At 72.9% G+C, this 16,811-nt stretch carries 10 protein-coding genes; 8 read left to right on the forward strand and 2 right to left on the reverse strand.

Going from position 1 to position 16,811, the window contains the following annotated elements:
* Positions 1-41 precede the first annotated feature (41 nt).
* The 6 genes from IE239_RS40375 (at position 42) to IE239_RS40400 (ending at position 9,581) form a co-directional block, all read left to right on the forward strand.
* A complete protein-coding gene (locus IE239_RS40375) occupies positions 42-4,739 on the forward strand; it encodes an SDR family NAD(P)-dependent oxidoreductase (RefSeq protein WP_190154433.1) in 4,698 nt (1,565 codons plus the stop codon).
* Positions 4,736-5,986, forward strand: coding sequence for an activator-dependent family glycosyltransferase (locus tag IE239_RS40380; protein WP_229878767.1), 1,251 nt, complete (start codon positions 4,736-4,738; stop codon positions 5,984-5,986). Before IE239_RS40375 ends, IE239_RS40380 begins: the two co-directional genes overlap by 4 nt.
* A 70-nt stretch (positions 5,987-6,056) precedes the next feature.
* A complete protein-coding gene (locus IE239_RS40385; protein ID WP_190154434.1) occupies positions 6,057-6,251 on the forward strand; it encodes a ferredoxin in 195 nt (64 codons plus the stop codon).
* Between the two features lie 44 nt (positions 6,252-6,295).
* Positions 6,296-7,363 carry a glucose-1-phosphate thymidylyltransferase gene (locus IE239_RS40390; RefSeq protein ID WP_190154435.1) on the forward strand — a complete coding sequence of 356 codons (1,068 nt, stop codon included), beginning with the start codon at positions 6,296-6,298 and terminating at the stop codon, positions 7,361-7,363.
* The gene (rfbB, locus tag IE239_RS40395; RefSeq protein WP_190154436.1) at positions 7,360-8,370 is read left to right on the forward strand and encodes a dTDP-glucose 4,6-dehydratase; all 1,011 of its coding nucleotides are present in this window, start codon (positions 7,360-7,362) and stop codon (positions 8,368-8,370) included. Before IE239_RS40390 ends, rfbB begins: the two co-directional genes overlap by 4 nt.
* Complete coding sequence (locus IE239_RS40400) at positions 8,367-9,581, forward strand: NAD(P)/FAD-dependent oxidoreductase (protein WP_190154437.1); 1,215 nt, start codon at positions 8,367-8,369, stop codon at positions 9,579-9,581. The genes rfbB and IE239_RS40400 overlap by 4 nt, the downstream gene beginning before the upstream one ends.
* A 70-nt stretch (positions 9,582-9,651) precedes the next feature.
* Here IE239_RS40400 and IE239_RS40405 read toward each other — a convergent pair whose 3' ends face one another.
* Together IE239_RS40405 and IE239_RS40410 are read right to left on the reverse strand one after the other, a co-directional pair.
* Complete coding sequence (locus IE239_RS40405; RefSeq protein WP_190154438.1) at positions 9,652-10,647, reverse strand: aldo/keto reductase; 996 nt, start codon at positions 10,645-10,647, stop codon at positions 9,652-9,654.
* Positions 10,644-11,423: a VC0807 family protein gene (locus IE239_RS40410; RefSeq protein ID WP_190154439.1), complete on the reverse strand. Its 780-nt coding sequence runs from the start codon at positions 11,421-11,423 to the stop codon at positions 10,644-10,646. The genes IE239_RS40405 and IE239_RS40410 overlap by 4 nt, the downstream gene beginning before the upstream one ends.
* A gap of 309 nt (positions 11,424-11,732) precedes the next feature.
* On the opposite strand from IE239_RS40410, the gene IE239_RS40415 reads away from it, so the two are divergent.
* Positions 11,733-13,178, forward strand: a complete 1,446-nt coding sequence (locus IE239_RS40415; protein WP_190154440.1) for a cytochrome P450 — start codon at positions 11,733-11,735, stop codon at positions 13,176-13,178.
* Between the two features lie 373 nt (positions 13,179-13,551).
* Positions 13,552-16,811 (forward strand): type I polyketide synthase (locus IE239_RS40420; RefSeq protein WP_444545012.1); only part of this gene is annotated, 3,260 nt, incomplete at its 3' end.

The following is a 16,811-nucleotide window of genomic DNA, read 5'->3' on the forward strand; positions in this document are numbered from 1 at the left end:
GTGCGTTGGTGCGGTCGCGGTCGTTGTTCGAGCATCGGGCGGTGGTCTGGGGTTCGGAGCGGGCGGAGTTGCTGCGGGCGTTGGAGGCGGTCGCTTGCGGTGACGAGGCGCTCAACGTGGTCACGGGGGCGGTACGGCGTGATGCGCGCACGGCGTTCCTGTTCGCGGGGCAGGGCTCGCAACGTCTGGGTATGGGGCGGGAGTTGTACGAGGCGTATCCCGTCTTCGCAGACGCCTTCGACGCAGTGGACGCGGAACTGCCTTTCGGGCTGCGGGAGATCGTCTTCGGTGAGGACGCGGAGCTGCTGAACCGTACGGAGTTCGCGCAACCCGCCCTGTTCGCTCTTGAGGTGGCGCTGTTCCGGCTGCTGGAGTCGTGGGGTGTCCGGCCGGACGTCCTGGCCGGTCATTCCATCGGTGAGATCGCGGCCGCGCATGTGGCGGGTGTGTGGTCGTTGGCGGATGCGTGTCGTCTGGTGGTGGCGCGGGGCCGGTTGATGCAGGCGCTCCCGTCGGGTGGGGCGATGGCCGCGGTCGAGGCGTCCGAGGACGAGGTGCTTCCCCTCCTCGGTGACGAGGTGGGTGTCGCGGCGGTCAACGGGCCGCGGGCGGTGGTGGTTTCGGGTGCGGTCGAGTGGGTCGAGGAGATCGCGGAGCATTTCCGTGGCCTGGGCCGCAAGGTGACGGCGTTGCGGGTGAGTCATGCCTTCCATTCGCCGTTGATGGAGCCGATGCTGGCGGACTTCCGCAAGGTGGCGGAGTCGCTGTCGTACGGGCAGCCGCGGGTCCGGATCGTGTCGACGGTGACGGGGGAGGCGGCGTCGGCCGAGGAGTTGATGTCGGCGGACTACTGGGTGGCTCATGTGCGGCGGCCGGTGCGGTTCGCCGACGCTGTGCGGGTTCTCGCGGGGCAGGGTGTCGGCCGTTGTGTCGAACTCGGTCCGGACGGCACCCTGACCGCTCTCGCGCAGGCGTCCCTCGACGACGCCGGGTCCACGGTGCTGACGCCGGTGCTGCGCAAGGACCGGTCCGAGGCGTCGAGTGCCCTCGCCGCCCTCGCGGCCCTGTTCGTCCACGGCGCCGACGCCGACTGGACCGCTCACCTGCCGAGTACGTCGCCGGTGTCGCTGCCCACCTACGCCTTCCAGCGCCGCCGCTACTGGCTGGACGCCGCCGCCCACGCCGGGGACGTCACCGCCGCCGGGCTGGAGAACGCCGGGCATCCGCTGCTGTCGGCCGCCGTCAGGGTCGCCGACACCGGAGGGCTCGTCCTCAGCGGGCGGCTGTCGGCGCGGGGGCATGCCTGGCTCGGCGACCACCGGGTGCTGGGCCGTGCCGTCCTGCCCGCCACCGCCTACCTCGAGCTGGCCGTGCACGCCGGTGACCAGGTCGGCCTCGGCCATGTCGCCGAGCTGACCCTGGAGACCCCGCTGGTGCTGCCCGACCGCGGCGCCGTACAGCTCCAACTCGCCCTCGGGGCACCGGACGACGACGGGCGGCGGCCGTTCAGCGTGCACGCGCGGCCCGCCGACGCGGCTGCCGGCCGGCCGTGGGACCGCCACGCCCGAGGGCTGCTCGCCGAGGAGCCCGGCCCGGCGCCGCGGAACGCCGGTACCTGGCCGCCGCCGGACGCCGTCCCCGTCGTACCCGAGACACCGGGGGAGGGCGACTGGTACGAGCTGTTCGCCGCCGGCGGGTTCGACTACGGGCCGGCGTTCCAGGGCCTAGGCCGCGTGTGGCGGCGGGACCGGGACCTGTTCGCGGAGGTGGCGCTGCCGGAGTCCCACCGGGCCGAGGCGGCCCGCTACGGGCTGCACCCGGCCCTGCTGGACGCCGCCGTGCAGACCCTGCTCGTCAGGGCCCTGGACGCGTCCGGCGACCGGGACGCGGCGGCGACCCTGCCCTTCGCCTGGAGCGGCTTCTCCCTCCACGCGACCGGGGCGAGCACGCTGCGCGTCCATCTCGCGCCCACCGACCGCCCCGACGAGTACACGGTGACCGTCGCCGACCCCGACGGCCGGCCGGTGGCCACGGCGCAGGGGTTGCTCCTGCGCAGGGTCGCCGCCGGTGAGATCCACGAGCCCGGCCAGGGCGGGACGACGGACACCGCGCCGTCCCTGCTGGTGCAGAGCTGGCGGCGTGCCGATCCGCAGCCCGCCGCCCCGGCCCCCGGGACCGCGCGCTGGGCGCTGATCGGGCAGGGCGACGCAGGCCTGGCCGAGACGCTCGACGCGGCCGGCGTGCACCTGGAGTGCTACGCCGACCTCGCCTCGCTCGCGGCGGCCGTCGACACCGGCACCGCCGCGCCCAAGGTCGTCCTCACCGCCTGCGCCGCCTCCGCCGGGACCGTCCCACAGGCCACGCGGGAGGTGCTGGCCACGGCGGCCGGCCTCGTCCGGCAGTGGGTCGGCGACGACCGCTTCGCCGGCTCCCGGCTGGTCCTGGTCACGCGCGGAGCCCTCGCCACCACCGAGGCGGAGGACGTCGGCGACCTCGCCGGCGCCGCCCTGTGGGGGCTCGTGCGGTCCGCCCAGCTGGAGCACCCCGACCGCGTGCGGATCCTCGACCTCGCCACGTCTCCCACGGCGGACGAGGACTCACCCTGCGCCGTCACGGCCGCGATCGCCACCGCCCTCCCGCAGTCCGCCGTCCGGGACGGAGCACTCCTCGTACCCCACCTCACCGCACCGGGTCCGGCCCCCGTCGACGCCGCCGCGCCCGGGACCCCCTTCGCGTCCGCGGGCACCGTCCTCGTCACCGGAGCCACCGGAGCCCTCGGCACGCTGGTGGCACGGCACCTGGTCACCGCGCACGGAGTACGCCGGCTGCTGCTGGCGTCCCGGCGCGGAACGGACGCGCCGGGTGCCGACGCCCTGGCCGCCGAACTGGCCGCACAGGGAGCCGAGACGACACTCGTCGCCTGCGACGTCGCCGACCCCGGCCGACTGGAGGATCTGCTGGCCCGCGTGCCCGACGAGCACCCGCTGACCGCCGTCGTGCACGTCGCCGGCGTCGTCGAGGACGCGACCCTGACCTCGCTGACCGACGCCCAGGCCGACGCCGTCCTGCGGCCCAAGGCCGACGCGGCCTGGCATCTGCACCGGTTGACGCGGGACCGGGACCTGTCGGCGTTCGTGGTGTTCTCCTCCGCTGCGGGCGCCTTCGGCGCCGCGGGCCAGGGCGCCTACGCCGCGGCGAACGCCTTCCTCGACGGACTCGCCCTGCACCGGCGGGCGCACGGACTGCCCGCCACCTCGATCGCCTGGGGACTGTGGGAGGCCGAAGGCGGCATGACGGCGGGGCTCGGAGCGGCCGACCGGAAGCGGATGGCCAGGAACGGCATGCTGCCGCTGACCGCCGAGGCCGGCCTCACCCTCTTCGACGCCGCCGTCACCGCTCCCGGCGCGGCCCTGATCGCCGTCGCGAGGCAGTCCTCGGCTGCCGTGCCCCGCACGGCGCGGCGCGCCGCGGCCTCGGCCGGGCCGGCGGACGGCGGACGGTCGCTGTCCGGCCGGCTCGCGGGTCTCGCCGGCCCGCAGCGGCTCGCCGTGCTGCTGGACACGGTCCGCGACCAGGTCGCCGCCGTCCTCGGGCACGACTCGACGGACGACGTGCTGCCCGACCGCCACTTCGCGGAACTCGGCTTCGACTCGCTGACCGCCGTCGAACTGCGCAACCGGCTCGGGTCCCTGACCGGCTTCCGGCTGCCCCCGACCCTCGTGTTCGACCTCGACACCCCGCACGCGCTCGCCGCCGATCTGGCCGAACGGTTCGCGGGAGCGGCCCTCGACGGGGCGGACGCCCCGGACACGGCCCGCAGCGACGACGAGACGGCCCGGAGCGCCGCCCGTCCGCAGGACACCGTGGGCGCCCTGTTCCGCACCGCCTGCGAACAGGGCCGTATCGACGACGGCTTCGCCCTGCTGCAGGCGGTCGCCGAACTGCGCCCGGTCGCCGAGTCCCCGTCCGCGCTCTCCAGCGGGTCGTCCGGGCTGCGGCTGGCCACCGGCGACGACGGTCCCGCGCTGATCTGCTTCAGCTCCTACGTGGCGCTGGCCGGTGTCCACCAGTACGCGCGGTTCGCCGCCGCTTTTCGCGGCCGGCAGGACGTGTGGGCGCTCCCCACGCCCGGCTTCGGGCGCGACGAGCCGCTGCCCGCCACGCTGGACGTGGTGGCCAGGGCACAGGCCGAGTGGGTGCTGCGCTGCGCGGACGGCAGGCCGTTCGTCCTGACCGGCTCGTCGTCCGGCGGCATCCTGGCCCTCGCCGCCGCCCGCAGTCTGGAGCGGTCGGGGCATCCGCCGTTGGGGGTGGCGCTGCTCGACACCTACATGCCGCGCGCCGACTCGCCGTTCACCCGCTTCTCGGCCGAGATGCTGGGCGGGATGTTCGACCGGGAGTCGATGTTCGCCCACATGGACGCCGACCGGCTCTCGGCCATGAGCTGGTACATCCGGATGATCGGCGAGTGGGACCCGGGCGCGCTGTCCGTGCCCGTGCTGCTGGTGCGGCCCGGCGAACCGCCCGTCACCGTGGCAGGGCGGCCGCCGCTCGCGCCGGGGGAGTGGCAGAGCTCCTGGGAGGGCGCGGACCGGGTGCTGGAGGTTCCCGGCAACCACTTCACGATGATGGAGTCCCACGCCGCCACCACGGCGGCCGCCCTCGCCGACTGGGTCGCCACGGCACTGCCATCGCACACCGCGGGCCCGGCACAGGCCCGACCGACCGAGGGAGCATGATGCGCGTCCTGTTCGTCAGCCTGTCCGAGAAATCCCATGTGTACTTCATGACCCCGCTGGCGTGGGCACTCAGCGCCGCCGGTCACGACGTGCGGGTGGCAAGCCATCCCGCGGCCGTGGAGACCATCACCCGCGCGGGACTCACCGCCGTTCCCGTCGGCGCCGACCACGGCGTCCACCAGGACATGTCCGCCTACCGGGAGTCGCAGGACTACGCGACCGCGAACTGGAGCCGCTGCGAACGCGACCAGGTGGACTGGCCGGAGCTGAAGGAGCGCTTCGCGCTGAGCGTCCCCTACGCGTTCGCCCCCTACAACGACTCCATGATCGACGACCTGGCCGCGTTCGCCCAGGGCTGGCGGCCCGACCTGGTGATCCGGGACCCGCTGGCGTACGCCGGAGCCATCGCCGCCCGGATCAGCGGAGCCGCGCACGCCCGCCTGATGTGGTGCTCCGACGTGTGGGGCCGCAGCCGGCAGACGTACCTGGAACTGATGCGGGAGCAGCCCGAGTCCGAGCGCGTCGACCCGCTCGCCGACTGGCTCGCGGCGAGGTCGGAGCCGTTCGGGTTCTCCTGCGACGAGGAGATGCTGCACGGCGGGGCCACCATCAGCACCCTCCCGCCGTCCCTGTCGATCCCGTCGGCGTCCCGCGAACTGCCCATGCGGTACATCCCCTACAACGGCCGCGCGGTGGTGTGGGACTGGCTGCGCGAGCCGCCCGAGCGGCCCCGGGTCTGCGTCAGCCTCGGCGCCTCCAACACCGAGGCGTACGGCGGGGACTACGTCTCCGTACCGAAGATCCTCGACGCCCTCGCGGACGAGGACGTGGAGGTGGTCGCCGCCCTGCTGCCCGCCCAGGTCGAACAGCTCGGCGCCCTGCCCGACAACGCGCGGGCCGTCCACTCGGTCGCCCTGAGCACCCTGCTGCCGAGCTGCTCGGCCGTCATCCACCACGGCGGCTACGGCACCTTCGCCACCGCCATGGTCGCCGGAGTGCCCCAGATGATGCTCTCCACCCTGATCGCCGATCACGAACAGCGCGGCCGGGCGCTCGAACGCGCCGGGGCCGGCGTGTACCTGCGCCACGGGGACGCCACCGTGGACAGGGTCCACGACGGGATACGGCGCTTCATCGGAGAGCCGCAGGCCGCGCAGGCCGCCCGGCGGCTGCGGGCCGAGTCCCGCGCGATGCCCAGCCCGTACGACCTGGTGGCCGATCTGGAGCGACTGGCGGAAGTGCGCTGAACCGCCCTCGCCGGCCCCACGGCCGCGCGCACCACGAACCGTCCCGACACCCGAGGAACAGGACAACACCGTGAAGATCAACGTGGACCGTGAGCGCTGCGTCGGAGCCGGGCAGTGCGTGCTGGCCGCCGCCGCCGTCTTCGAGCAGAACCCCGAGGACGGTCTCGTCGAACTGCTTCTGCCCGAACCGTCGCAGGACCTGCACGCCGCCGTGACCGAGGCGGAGCTGATCTGCCCCTCGGGCGCGATCGAGCTGCAGTCCTGACGGCCGTCCCTCTCACCCACGAACCAGTTAGGCGGGACGCAACCGTGAAGGCTCTCGTGCTCTCCGGCGGGGCGGGCACCCGGCTCCGGCCGATCACCCACACCTCCGCCAAGCAGTTGGTGCCGGTCGCCAACAAGCCCATCCTCTTCTACGGCCTGGAGGCGATCGCGGACGCCGGGATCACCGAGGCCGCGATCGTCGTCGGCGACACCGAGAACGAGATCCGGCAGGCCGTCGGCGACGGCTCCCGCTTCGGACTCGAGGTCACCTACCTGCGGCAGGAGGCCCCGCTGGGCCTGTCCCACGCCGTGCTCATCGCCCGGGACTTCCTCGGCGACGACGACTTCGTGATGTTCCTCGGCGACAACTTCGTCTTCGGCGGCATCACCGACTCCGTGGACGAGTTCCGCAAGGTCCGCCCGGACGCCCAGCTCCTGCTCACCCGCGTGCCCGACCCGTCCGCCTTCGGCGTCGCCGAACTCGACGACGCCGGGCGCCTGGTGCGTCTGGAGGAGAAACCCGCGCAGCCCCGCAGCGACCTCGCACTGGTGGGCGTGTACCTCTTCGGGCCCGCGATCCACGAGGCGGTGCGCGCCATCCGGCCCTCCGCGCGCGGCGAACTGGAGATCACCGATGCCGTCCAGTGGCTGCTGGAGCGCGACCACGACGTGCGCACCACCGTGATCACCGGCTACTGGAAGGACACCGGCAACGCCGCCGACATCCTCGACGTCAACCGCAGACTGCTGGACCTGCTGGAGCACCGCGTCGACGGCGACGTCGACGAGACCAGCGAGATCGTCGGCCGGGTGCGCGTCGACGCCGGAGCCGTCATCCGCGGCTCACGCATCGTGGGACCCGCGATCATCGGTCCGGGCACCGTGGTCGAGAACTCCTACATCGGCCCGTCGACGTCCATCGCGGAGGACTGCGTCATCCGCGACAGCGAGATCGAGTTCTCGATCATCCTGCGGGAGTCCAGGTTCGACAGCATCCGCCGGGTGGAGGGCTCCCTCGTCGGCCGCAACGTCCGGGTCTCCCTGGGCCCCCGCGTGCCCGCCACCCACCGGCTGGTGATAGGCGACCACGGGCGGGTGCAGATCTCCTCATGAGCCGCCCGCACCCCGCCCCCGCCGCACGCATCCTGGTCACCGGCGGCGCCGGCTTCATCGGTTCCCACCACGTGCGGACCCTGCTCGGACCCGGCGGTCCGGCCGGTGTCACCGTCACCGTCCTGGACAAGCTCACCTACGCCGGCAACCCGGGCAATCTGGACCCGGTGCGCGGCCGTCCCGGGTTCTCCTTCGTCAAGGGCGACATCTGCGACCGGGAGCTCGTCGACGACCTCATGGCCGCCCACGACGAAGTGGTGCACTTCGCCGCCGAGTCCCACGTGGACCGCTCGATCCTCAGCTCCGCCGAGTTCGTCCGCACCAACGTCCTGGGCACGCAGACCCTGCTCGACGCGGCTCTGCGCCACGGCATCCGCACCTTCGTCCACGTCTCCACCGACGAGGTGTACGGCTCCGTCGACACCGGAGCCTGGACCGAGGAGAGCCCGCTGCTGCCCAACTCCCCCTACTCCGCGTCGAAAGCCTCCTCCGACCTGCTGGCCCTGGCCCACCACCGCACCCACGGCCTGGACGTGCGGGTGACCCGGTGCTCCAACAACTACGGCCACCACCAGCACCCGGAGAAGGTCGTCCCGCTGTTCGCCACCCACCTCCTCGACGGCCGCAAGGTGCCGCTGTACGGGGACGGCGGCAACGTACGCGACTGGCTGCACATCGACGACCACGTCCAGGGCATCGAGCTGGTCCGCACCGGCGGCCGTCCCGGCGAGGTCTACAACATCGGCGGCGGGACCGAGCTGACCAACCGCCGGCTGACCGACCTCCTCCTCGACGCGTGCGGCGCCGGGCCGGACCGCGTCGAGTACGTCACGGACCGCAAGGGCCACGACCGCCGTTACTGCGTCGACTGGTCCAAGATCCGCGACGAGCTCGGCTACCGGCCGCGCAAGGACTTCGCCACCGGCCTGGCCGAGACCGTCGCCTGGTACCGGGAGAACCGGCCCTGGTGGGAGCCGCTGAAAAAGACCATGGAGACGAACCCTTGAGCAGCCCGGACGCGATCGTCGTCGTCGGCGCGGGCGCCGCCGGCGCCACCACCGCGGAGACCCTCAGACGACAGGGCTACGAGGGCCGCCTCACCCTCGTCGGCGCCGAACCCCATCCGCCGTACGACCGGCCGCCCCTGTCCAAGCAGATCCTCTCCGGCCGGTGGGAGCCGGACCGGATCCGACTGCGCGGGCCGGAGGTCTACGACCGGCTCGGCATCGACGTGCGCCCGGGCACCGCCGCCTGCCGTCTGGACCCGGCCGGCCGCGCGGTCGAGCTCGCCGACGGCGGCCGCCTGCGCGCCGACGCCGTCGTGATCGCGACGGGTGTGCGGCCCTTGACGCTGCCCGGCACCGAAGGAGTGAGCGGTGTGCACGTCCTGCGCACCCTCGACGACGCCCTCGCCCTGAGAGACGCCCTCGCCCTGAGAGACGCCCTCGGCGAGGGACGCCGGCTGGTCGTGGCCGGGGCCGGTCTGCTCGGCACGGAGGCGGCCGTCGCCGCCCGCGGCCTGGGGGCGGACGTCACACTGGTCGGCACCGCACCCGTGCCGCTGCTCGACCTCGTCGGGCCGCAGGCGGCCGGGCTGGTCGCCGCCGTGCACCGCGATCTCGGGCTGCGCTTCCGGCGCGGACGGGTGCGCGGGGTGGTCGGCAGGGGCGGCGCGGCCACCGGAGTCCTGCTGGCCGACGGAACGCACCTGCCGGCGGACGTCGTGCTGGTGGCGATCGGTTCGCTCACCAACACCGAGTGGCTGGCGGGCAGCGGGGTCCCGGTCGGGGACGGCGTCGTCTGCGACGGCCTGGGCGCGGCCCGGCCCGGGGTGTGGGCCGCGGGCGACGTCGCCGGCCGGCCCGACCCGCGCACGGGACGGCGCAGACGCTGGGAGCACCGGACACAGGCGACCGAACAGGCCGTCGCGGTCGCCCGCAACCTGCTCGCCGGCGCCGGAGCCCGGCCCGTCGCGCCGCTGCCGTACTTCTGGACCGATCAACACGACCTGAAGATCCAGGTGTTCGGGGAGATCGCCGGGACCGACAGCTGCCACCTCGTCGAAGGCAGCGCCGCCGAGCGGAGGTTCACCGCGGTCTACTGCGTCGAGGACCGGGTCCGCGGCGCCGTCGCGGTGAACCTGCCGCGCTCGGTCCCACGGCTCCGGTCCCTGGTGGAGACCGGAGCCGTGTGGACGGGACAGCCCACGCAGGCCTAGGCGGGGTAGAGGACTTCTGAGGGGGCCCCGTGGCGTCGCGACGCCCGGCGGCCCTCCCGCACACGGACCGTCAGGACAGCCAGGCGTCGGGTGCCGGCCCGCCGCGGCCGACGGGCGGGAAGAGCTCCTCGAGGCCGGCCGCCAAGGACTCCGGCAGAGGGGAACGGAGGGCGCGGAGAGCCCCGTCGACATGCTGTTCCGTCCGCGGACCGATCACCGCGGCCGTCACACCCGGACGCGACAGCGTCCAGGCCAGCCCCGCCTCCGCGGGATCGAGACCGTGGTCGGCGCAGAGCTTCTCGTAGGCGTCGATGGCGCCGCGGTACCGGTCGAGGGCCTCCGCGGCACGACCCTGGGCCGACTTCACCGCGTCGTTCTCCCGCAGCTTGCGCAGCACGCCGCTGAGCAGCCCGCCGTGCAGCGGCGACCACACCAGCACCCCGAGGCCGTAGGCCCGCGCCGCGGGAATGACCTCCAACTCCGCATGCCGGGTGACGAGGTTGTAGACGCACTGCTCCGACACCAGGCCGAGGGCGTTGCGACGCCCGGCGGCCTCCTGTGCGGACGCGATGTCCCAGCCGGCGAAGTTGGACGAGCCGACATAGCGCACCTTGCCCTGGGCGACGAGGAGGTCCATCGCCTGCCACACCTCGTCCCACCGCACGGACCGGTCGATGTGGTGCATCTGGTAGAGGTCGATCCAGTCCGTGCCGAGCCGCCTCAGCGACGCCTCGCAGGAGGCGACGATGTTGCGGGCCGAGAGCCCGTGCGCGTTGAGGCCGTCGCCCATCGGATCGCCGACCTTGGTGGCGACGACGACCTCGTCGCGCCGGGAAGGACTCCCGGCCAGCCATCTGCCGATGACTTCCTCCGTGTGGCCCTTGTACACGCGCCAGCCATAGGTGTTGGCCGTGTCGACGAAGTTGACGCCCTCGGCCAGCGCGTGATCCATCAGACGGTGCGCCTCGGGCTCCTCCACCCGGCCGCCGAAGTTCACGGTGCCGAGGACCAGCCTGCTGACGCGCAGCCCCGTCCGGCCCAGCTGAGTGTGCAACACGTGGGTCATCCTCGTGAGTGAGGGCCGGACCCGGGGTCCCGGCCGCCGGCCATGGGTGTGCCGGGCTGCGGCGACAGAACGGACCACAGCCCGGCGCGTGCGTGGTAGATGTTGACGATCACCAGCATCGCCAGCGTGAAGACGCCGTACTGGGCGCCGTTGAGCGCGGGCACCACATGCACCGGCAGCGTGTACGCCATCAGCGTCCGGATCCCGGAGTCCACCAGCAGCCCGACGCCCCAGATCACCGTGGTGACCCGCCAGATCCGCCGGAACCGGGGCTCCTCCTCCCACAGTTCGTCCCAGTCCCGCCCACCGGCTGTGCGCCGCTCCAGCAGCCGGCGGGAGAAGCCGAACGCGAGCGGCCGCCGGCCGCGCAGGGACACCAGGAAGCCCAGCCCGGCCACCGCCGTCAGCCAGCCGTCGCGCACCAGCAGCAGCCGCGCGCTCCCCCCGGCCAGCGACACGACGATGCTGAGCACCAGCATCGTCGTCACGAACGCGCCGAGCACGTCCACCCGCCGCGTCCTGGCGAACCGCGCCAGCGTCGCCACCGCGGGCACCACGGCCCCCGCGGTCAGCGCGAGCACATCGCTCACCCCCGCCGCCGTCAGCCCGTAGTACAGGCCGACGGGGATGCCGAGGTCCACCAGGACGGTCAGCAGCAGAGGCGGCCCGGAGCCGGTGCGGGCGGCCGAGCCGTGTGGGGTGTCCTCACTTCCGGCCGGCCCGTCGGCGGCGTGCTGCGGACGCCGTTCCGGAAGGGGGAGTTCACCGCTCGTCATGGTTCTCCGTCCGCTGGGGGCCGTACGGAACACGTGCCCGGTCGCCCTCACGCCGAGGCGGTCCGGCACCCGCACAGCGTACGGGCGACCCCCGCCACACGCCCGCCGACACCGGCCGCATCGCGCCAACACGCTGGAATTCCCTAGAAGTCGGCGGCAGCCGACGGCCCTCCGCCTCCCCGGTGCTAGCGTCGGGCGCCAGCTCCACCGGGCGTATCCGCCCTTTCGCCGAGGCCGCAGGAATTCCGCTCCGCCCACCGTCGCCCGGCGCACCGAGCCCTGTCAGCCTCCGCAGACCAGGAGACATCCGTGACCGACGTTCAAACGACTTCCGGGTCAACTGCGCCGACCGAGTCCATACCCACGCCGGACTCCCTGGGGCTGAAGGAGATGCGCGAGGTCGTCCGCAACATCCCGGGCTACATGTCCCGCCTGCGCGACAAGCACGGCCCGGTCGTCCGCATTCCGATGGGAAAGGACGAGGTCTTCCTCCTCAGCGATTTCGACGTCGTCCAGGACGTCATCGTCGCCTCCAGCCGCCGCTTCGACAAAGACACCAAGAAGACCGGCCCCGGCCCCGACGACTGGAGCGCCAACCTCGAGACCATCCTGGGCCGCAACGTCCTCGGCAAGGGCCTGGTGACCAGCGTCGGCACCTACCACCGCAGGCAGCGACGGCTCATCCAGCCCGTCTTCCACCGCAAGCGCATCGCCGGATACGGCTCCAGTTTCGCCGCCATCGCCGAAGAGGCCTCCGCGAAGTTCACCGACGGTGAGAAGTTCAATTTCCACGAGTCCATGTACGAACTCGCTCTCGGCATGGTCACCCGCACCCTCTTCGACGTCTCCCTGGAAAGCGAGGCCGCCGAGAGCATCCGCACCGCCTTCCCCCGCGAAGGCGGTCCGCTGCGCTGGGAGCTGAGCCCCTTCGGCAAGATCCTGCTGCGCCTCCCCCTGCCCGCCAACCGCCAGCTCAAGCGCGGCCTGAGGAACATCGACGACATCGTCTACGCCATGATCGAGGAACGGCGCCAGGGTTCCGGGGACGGTGCGGACCTGCTGTCCGTCCTGCTGACCGTCACCGACGCCGACACCGGCGAACACCTCAGCGACCTGGAGGTGCGCGACGAGGCCGTCACCCTGCTGATGGCCGGTCACGAGACCTCCTCGGGCGCTCTGACCTGGGCGTACCAGCTGCTCGGCACCAACCCCGAGACACGCGAGCGGCTGCACACGGAGATCGACGAGGTCCTCGGAGACAGGCTGCCCACCGTCGAGGACCTGCCCGACCTGAAGTACACCGACGCCGTGTACTCCGAGGCGCTGCGCCTGTATCCGCCGGCCTGGAACCTCGTCAGGCGCTCACTGGAGGACTACACGGCCAACGGCTACCACATCCCCCGCAACAGCGTGGTCATCTGCAGCCCCTACGTCCTGCACCGCGATCCTGCCTGGTGGCCCGAGCCGGAGCGGTTCGCCCCGCAGCGGTTCCTCCCCGAGCCCGACCCGTCCGACCCGCTGGCGGGCCACGCCAAGGAGGCGGGCCGCCCCAGGCTGGCATACCTCCCCTTCGGGGCCGGACCCCGGCAGTGCATCGGGAACGTCTTCGCTCAGATGGAAGGCGTCATGGCCCTGGCGACCCTCAGCCGCCACTGGGAGTTCGAACCCGTCGACAAGGGGCCCGTCCGGGTCGCGAGCGACATCACCCTGCAGCCCCGCGGCGGCCTCCAGATGGTCGCCCACCGCAGGCACTGAAGGCCGCTGACCAGGGCCGAAGAAGTAGAAGTCTCCCTAGACCAAGAGCTGCGCGCGGGACTGGTCCCACGGCAGCCGCCAGTATGACGAACACCGGAACCATCGATCGCATCGCACACATCGATCGTCTCGCAGGTCGCGCGGGAAGTCGGATCCGGCCGGAATCCGCGGCCGGAAATTGAGCCGGATCCGTAGGGCGGAGGCAGTGGCCGTGTTGCCAGAAGACGCACAGGCACGGGTAAGCGCGTCGGAATTCTTTCAGGGACCCGAGCACCTTCAGGAAGAGGCGCCTCTTCAGGGGACCACACTCCTTCCGGAGAAGACGGCCCATATCTCGTCGGAACCCCGGCACGCGACGGCGCTGAACAACGCCGTGGCGGTCGTGGGAATTTCCTGCCGCTTTCCCCAGGCGCCCGATCCGGCCGCTTTCTGGCGCCTGCTGATCGAGGGCGAGAGCGCCGTCACCGAAACCCCCCACAGCCGCCGGGACGCGCTCGCGGAATCCGGCCCGGCCGCCCCGGGAACCGTCCGCCGCGGCGCCTATCTCGACCACGTCGACCGCTTCGACCCCGGCTTCTTCGCCATCTCGCCGCGCGAGGCCGCGGCCATGGACCCCCAGCAGCGCCTGGTCCTCGAACTCGGCTGGGAGGCCCTGGAAGAGGCAGCCTTCGTCCCCGCGCGCCTGCGCGGCAGCCGCACCGGAGTCTTCGTCGGCGCCATCTGGGACGACTACGCCTCCCTCGCGCGCCGTCTCGGCCCCGAGACCGTCGGCCGGTACACCCTCAGCGGCCTCAACCGGGGCATCATCGCCAACCGCCTCTCCTACGTCCTCGGCCTGCGCGGCCCCAGCCTGACGGTGGACGCCGGCCAGTCGTCCTCCCTGGTCGCCGTCCACCTGGCCTGCGAGAGCCTGCGGCGCGGCGAGTCCGAACTCGCCCTGGCCGGCGGCGTCAACCTCACCCTCGCCCCCGACAGCGACCTCGCCTCCGCCGGTTTCGGCGCACTCTCCCCGGACGGCCGCTGCTACACCTTCGACGCCCGCGCCAACGGCTATGTACGCGGCGAAGGCGGCGCGCTGGTCCTCCTCAAGCCTCTCGCCCGGGCCCTCGCCGACGGCGATCGCATCCACTGCGTCATCCGCGGCAGTGCCACCAACAACGACGGTGGCGGCGACGGACTGACCGCACCGCTGCGCGAGGCGCAGGAGGACGTGCTGCGCCTCGCCTACCGCCAGGCCGCCGTGAATCCCGCCGACGTCCAGTACGTCGAACTGCACGGCACCGGCACCCGGCTCGGCGACCCCATCGAGGCCGCTGCCCTCGGGGAGGTCGTCGGCGGCGCCCGCCCCGCCGGAGCCCCCCTGCTCGTCGGCTCCGTCAAGACCAACATCGGCCACCTGGAGGGCGCGGCCGGCATCGCCGGTCTCGTCAAGACCGTCCTCTCCCTCAGCCACCGCCGGATCCCCGCCAGCCTCAACTACCAGAAGCCCAACCCCGCCATCCCGCTCGACGCCCTCAATCTGCGTGTCGCCGGCGAGCCCCGGCCCTGGACCGACCAGGACGGGCCCCGGCGGGCCGGCGTCAGCTCCTTCGGGATGGGCGGCACCAACTGCCATGTCGTGCTGGAGGAGTGGCCCGTCCCCGCACCCGCCGACGCCCGGACGCCGGACGCCCGGACGCCGGACGCCGAGACGCCGACGACTCGTGCCGAGCCGGAAGCCGACCCGGAGGCCGCCCGCGTACCGCTTCCGTGGATCATCTCCGCCCGCACCCGCAAGGCGCTGCGCGGCCAGGCCCGCCGACTGCTCACCCGCCTGGAGACCCACCCCGCCGCGCACCCGGCCGAAATCGCCCACTCCCTGGCGGAGACCAGGACCCGCTTCGAACACCGTGCCGTCGTCGTCGGCAGGCACCGCGACGAGCTGCTCCGCGGCCTGACCGCCCTCGTGGCCGGCACCCCGTCGAACGACGTCGTCATCGGCGCCTGTCAGCCGTCCCCGACGACGCCTCCGACCGCCTCGGACAGCACCGCCGACGACTCCACCGGCACCGCGGGACCCACCCGCACGGCCTTCCTCTTCGCAGGCCAGGGATCCCAACGACTCGGTATGGGACGGGAGTTGTACGACGCCTATCCCGTCTTCACCGAGGCCTTCGACGCCGTCGACGCCGAACTCCCCTTCGACCTGAAGGAGGTGGCGTTCGGCGAACCACAGGACGCCGCCGCCGAGGAGCGGCTGAACCGGACCGAATTCACCCAGCCCGCCCTGTTCGCCCTCGAAGTCGCCCTCTTCCGCCTCGCCGAGTCCTTCGGCGTGCGCCCCGACGTCGTGTTCGGCCACTCCGTCGGTGAGATCGCCGCGGCGCATGTGGCCGGCCTCTGGTCGCTGGCCGACGCCTGCCGTGTCGTCGTCGCGCGGGGACGGCTGATGCAGGCCCTCCCGGCGGGCGGCGCGATGGCCGCGGTGGAGGCGACCGAGGACGAGGCGCTCCCCCTGCTGAACGACGAGGTGGGCATCGCCGCGGTCAACGGCCCCCGTGCGGTGGTCGTATCGGGCACGGCCGGAGCAGTCGAGCAGGTCGGCGCGTACTTCAGGGCCCGCGACCGCAAGGTGACGATCCTGCGCGTCAGCCACGCCTTCCACTCGCCGCTCATGGACCCGATGCTGGACGAGTTCCGCGCCGTACTCGCCGACGTGTCCTACGGGCAGCCCGCCCTCCCGATCGTCTCCGACGTCACCGGCCGCCTTGCGACGGCCGAGGAACTGGCGTCTCCCGACTACTGGACGCGGCACGTCCGCCGGCCCGTGCGGTTCGCCGACGGCATCCGGACGCTGGAGGAACAGGGCGCCCGCCGCTTCCTGGAACTCGGTCCGGACGGCACCCTGACGGCTCTCGCCGAACAGAGCCTGAGGGACGAGGAGACGTTCGCCGTTCCCGCCGTCCGCAAGGACCGCCCCGAAACGACGGCCTTCCTCGCGGCCCTCGCGGGCCTGCACACCCGCGGCCTCCCCGTCGACTGGACCCCCTGCTTCGCGGCGCACCGTGCCCGGCCCACCGCACTGCCGACCTACGCCTTCCAGCGCCGCCGCTACTGGCTGCCCGATGCCGTCGCCGGCCGGACCGCGGCATCTGGGATATCCGACATGTCCGAGCCGTCAGTGACGCCCGTGGCATCCGTGTCAATTGTGACGTCAGCGACGGCTCCGGACGCCGAGGACGCCGACGTCGCCGCGGTCCAGGACATCGACGAGGTGGCCTCGCCGCTGCACGACCGCCTGGCGGGCCTGTCCCCACGTGACCGGCACGGCGCTCTGCTGGACCTGGTGCGCACCCACGCCGCGGCCATCCTCGACCACGAATCGGCGGACCAGATCGAGCCCCGCCGCACCTTCAAGGACCTCGGCTTCGACTCCCTCACCTCCGTCGACCTCCGCAACCGGCTCAAGGCTGCGACCGACCTGCCCCTGCCCGCCTCTCTCCTGTTCGACTTCCCGACCCCCGACGCCGTGGCAGGCCACCTCGACGGCCGGCTCTCCGGTGTGGTCGCCGGTGAGGTGATGCTGCCCGCGTCGGTGGGTGTGGGTGACGATCCGGTGGTGGTCGTGGGTATGGCGTGCCGGTTCCCGGGTGG

It is taken from the genome of Streptomyces humidus, from assembly GCF_014649655.1.
GTDB classification, from domain to species: domain Bacteria; phylum Actinomycetota; class Actinomycetes; order Streptomycetales; family Streptomycetaceae; genus Streptomyces; species Streptomyces humidus.

Bases quoted from the DNA above. Each gene is read 5' to 3' on its own strand.
- rfbB (WP_190154436.1), top strand. From the start codon at position 7,360: ATGAGCCGCCCGCACCCCGCCCCCGCCGCACGCATCCTGGTCACCGGC.
- IE239_RS40380 (WP_229878767.1), top strand. From the start codon at position 4,736: ATGATGCGCGTCCTGTTCGTCAGCCTGTCCGAGAAATCCCATGTGTAC.
- IE239_RS40405 (WP_190154438.1), bottom strand. From the start codon at position 10,647: ATGACCCACGTGTTGCACACTCAGCTGGGCCGGACGGGGCTGCGCGTC.
- IE239_RS40410 (WP_190154439.1), bottom strand. From the start codon at position 11,423: ATGACGAGCGGTGAACTCCCCCTTCCGGAACGGCGTCCGCAGCACGCC.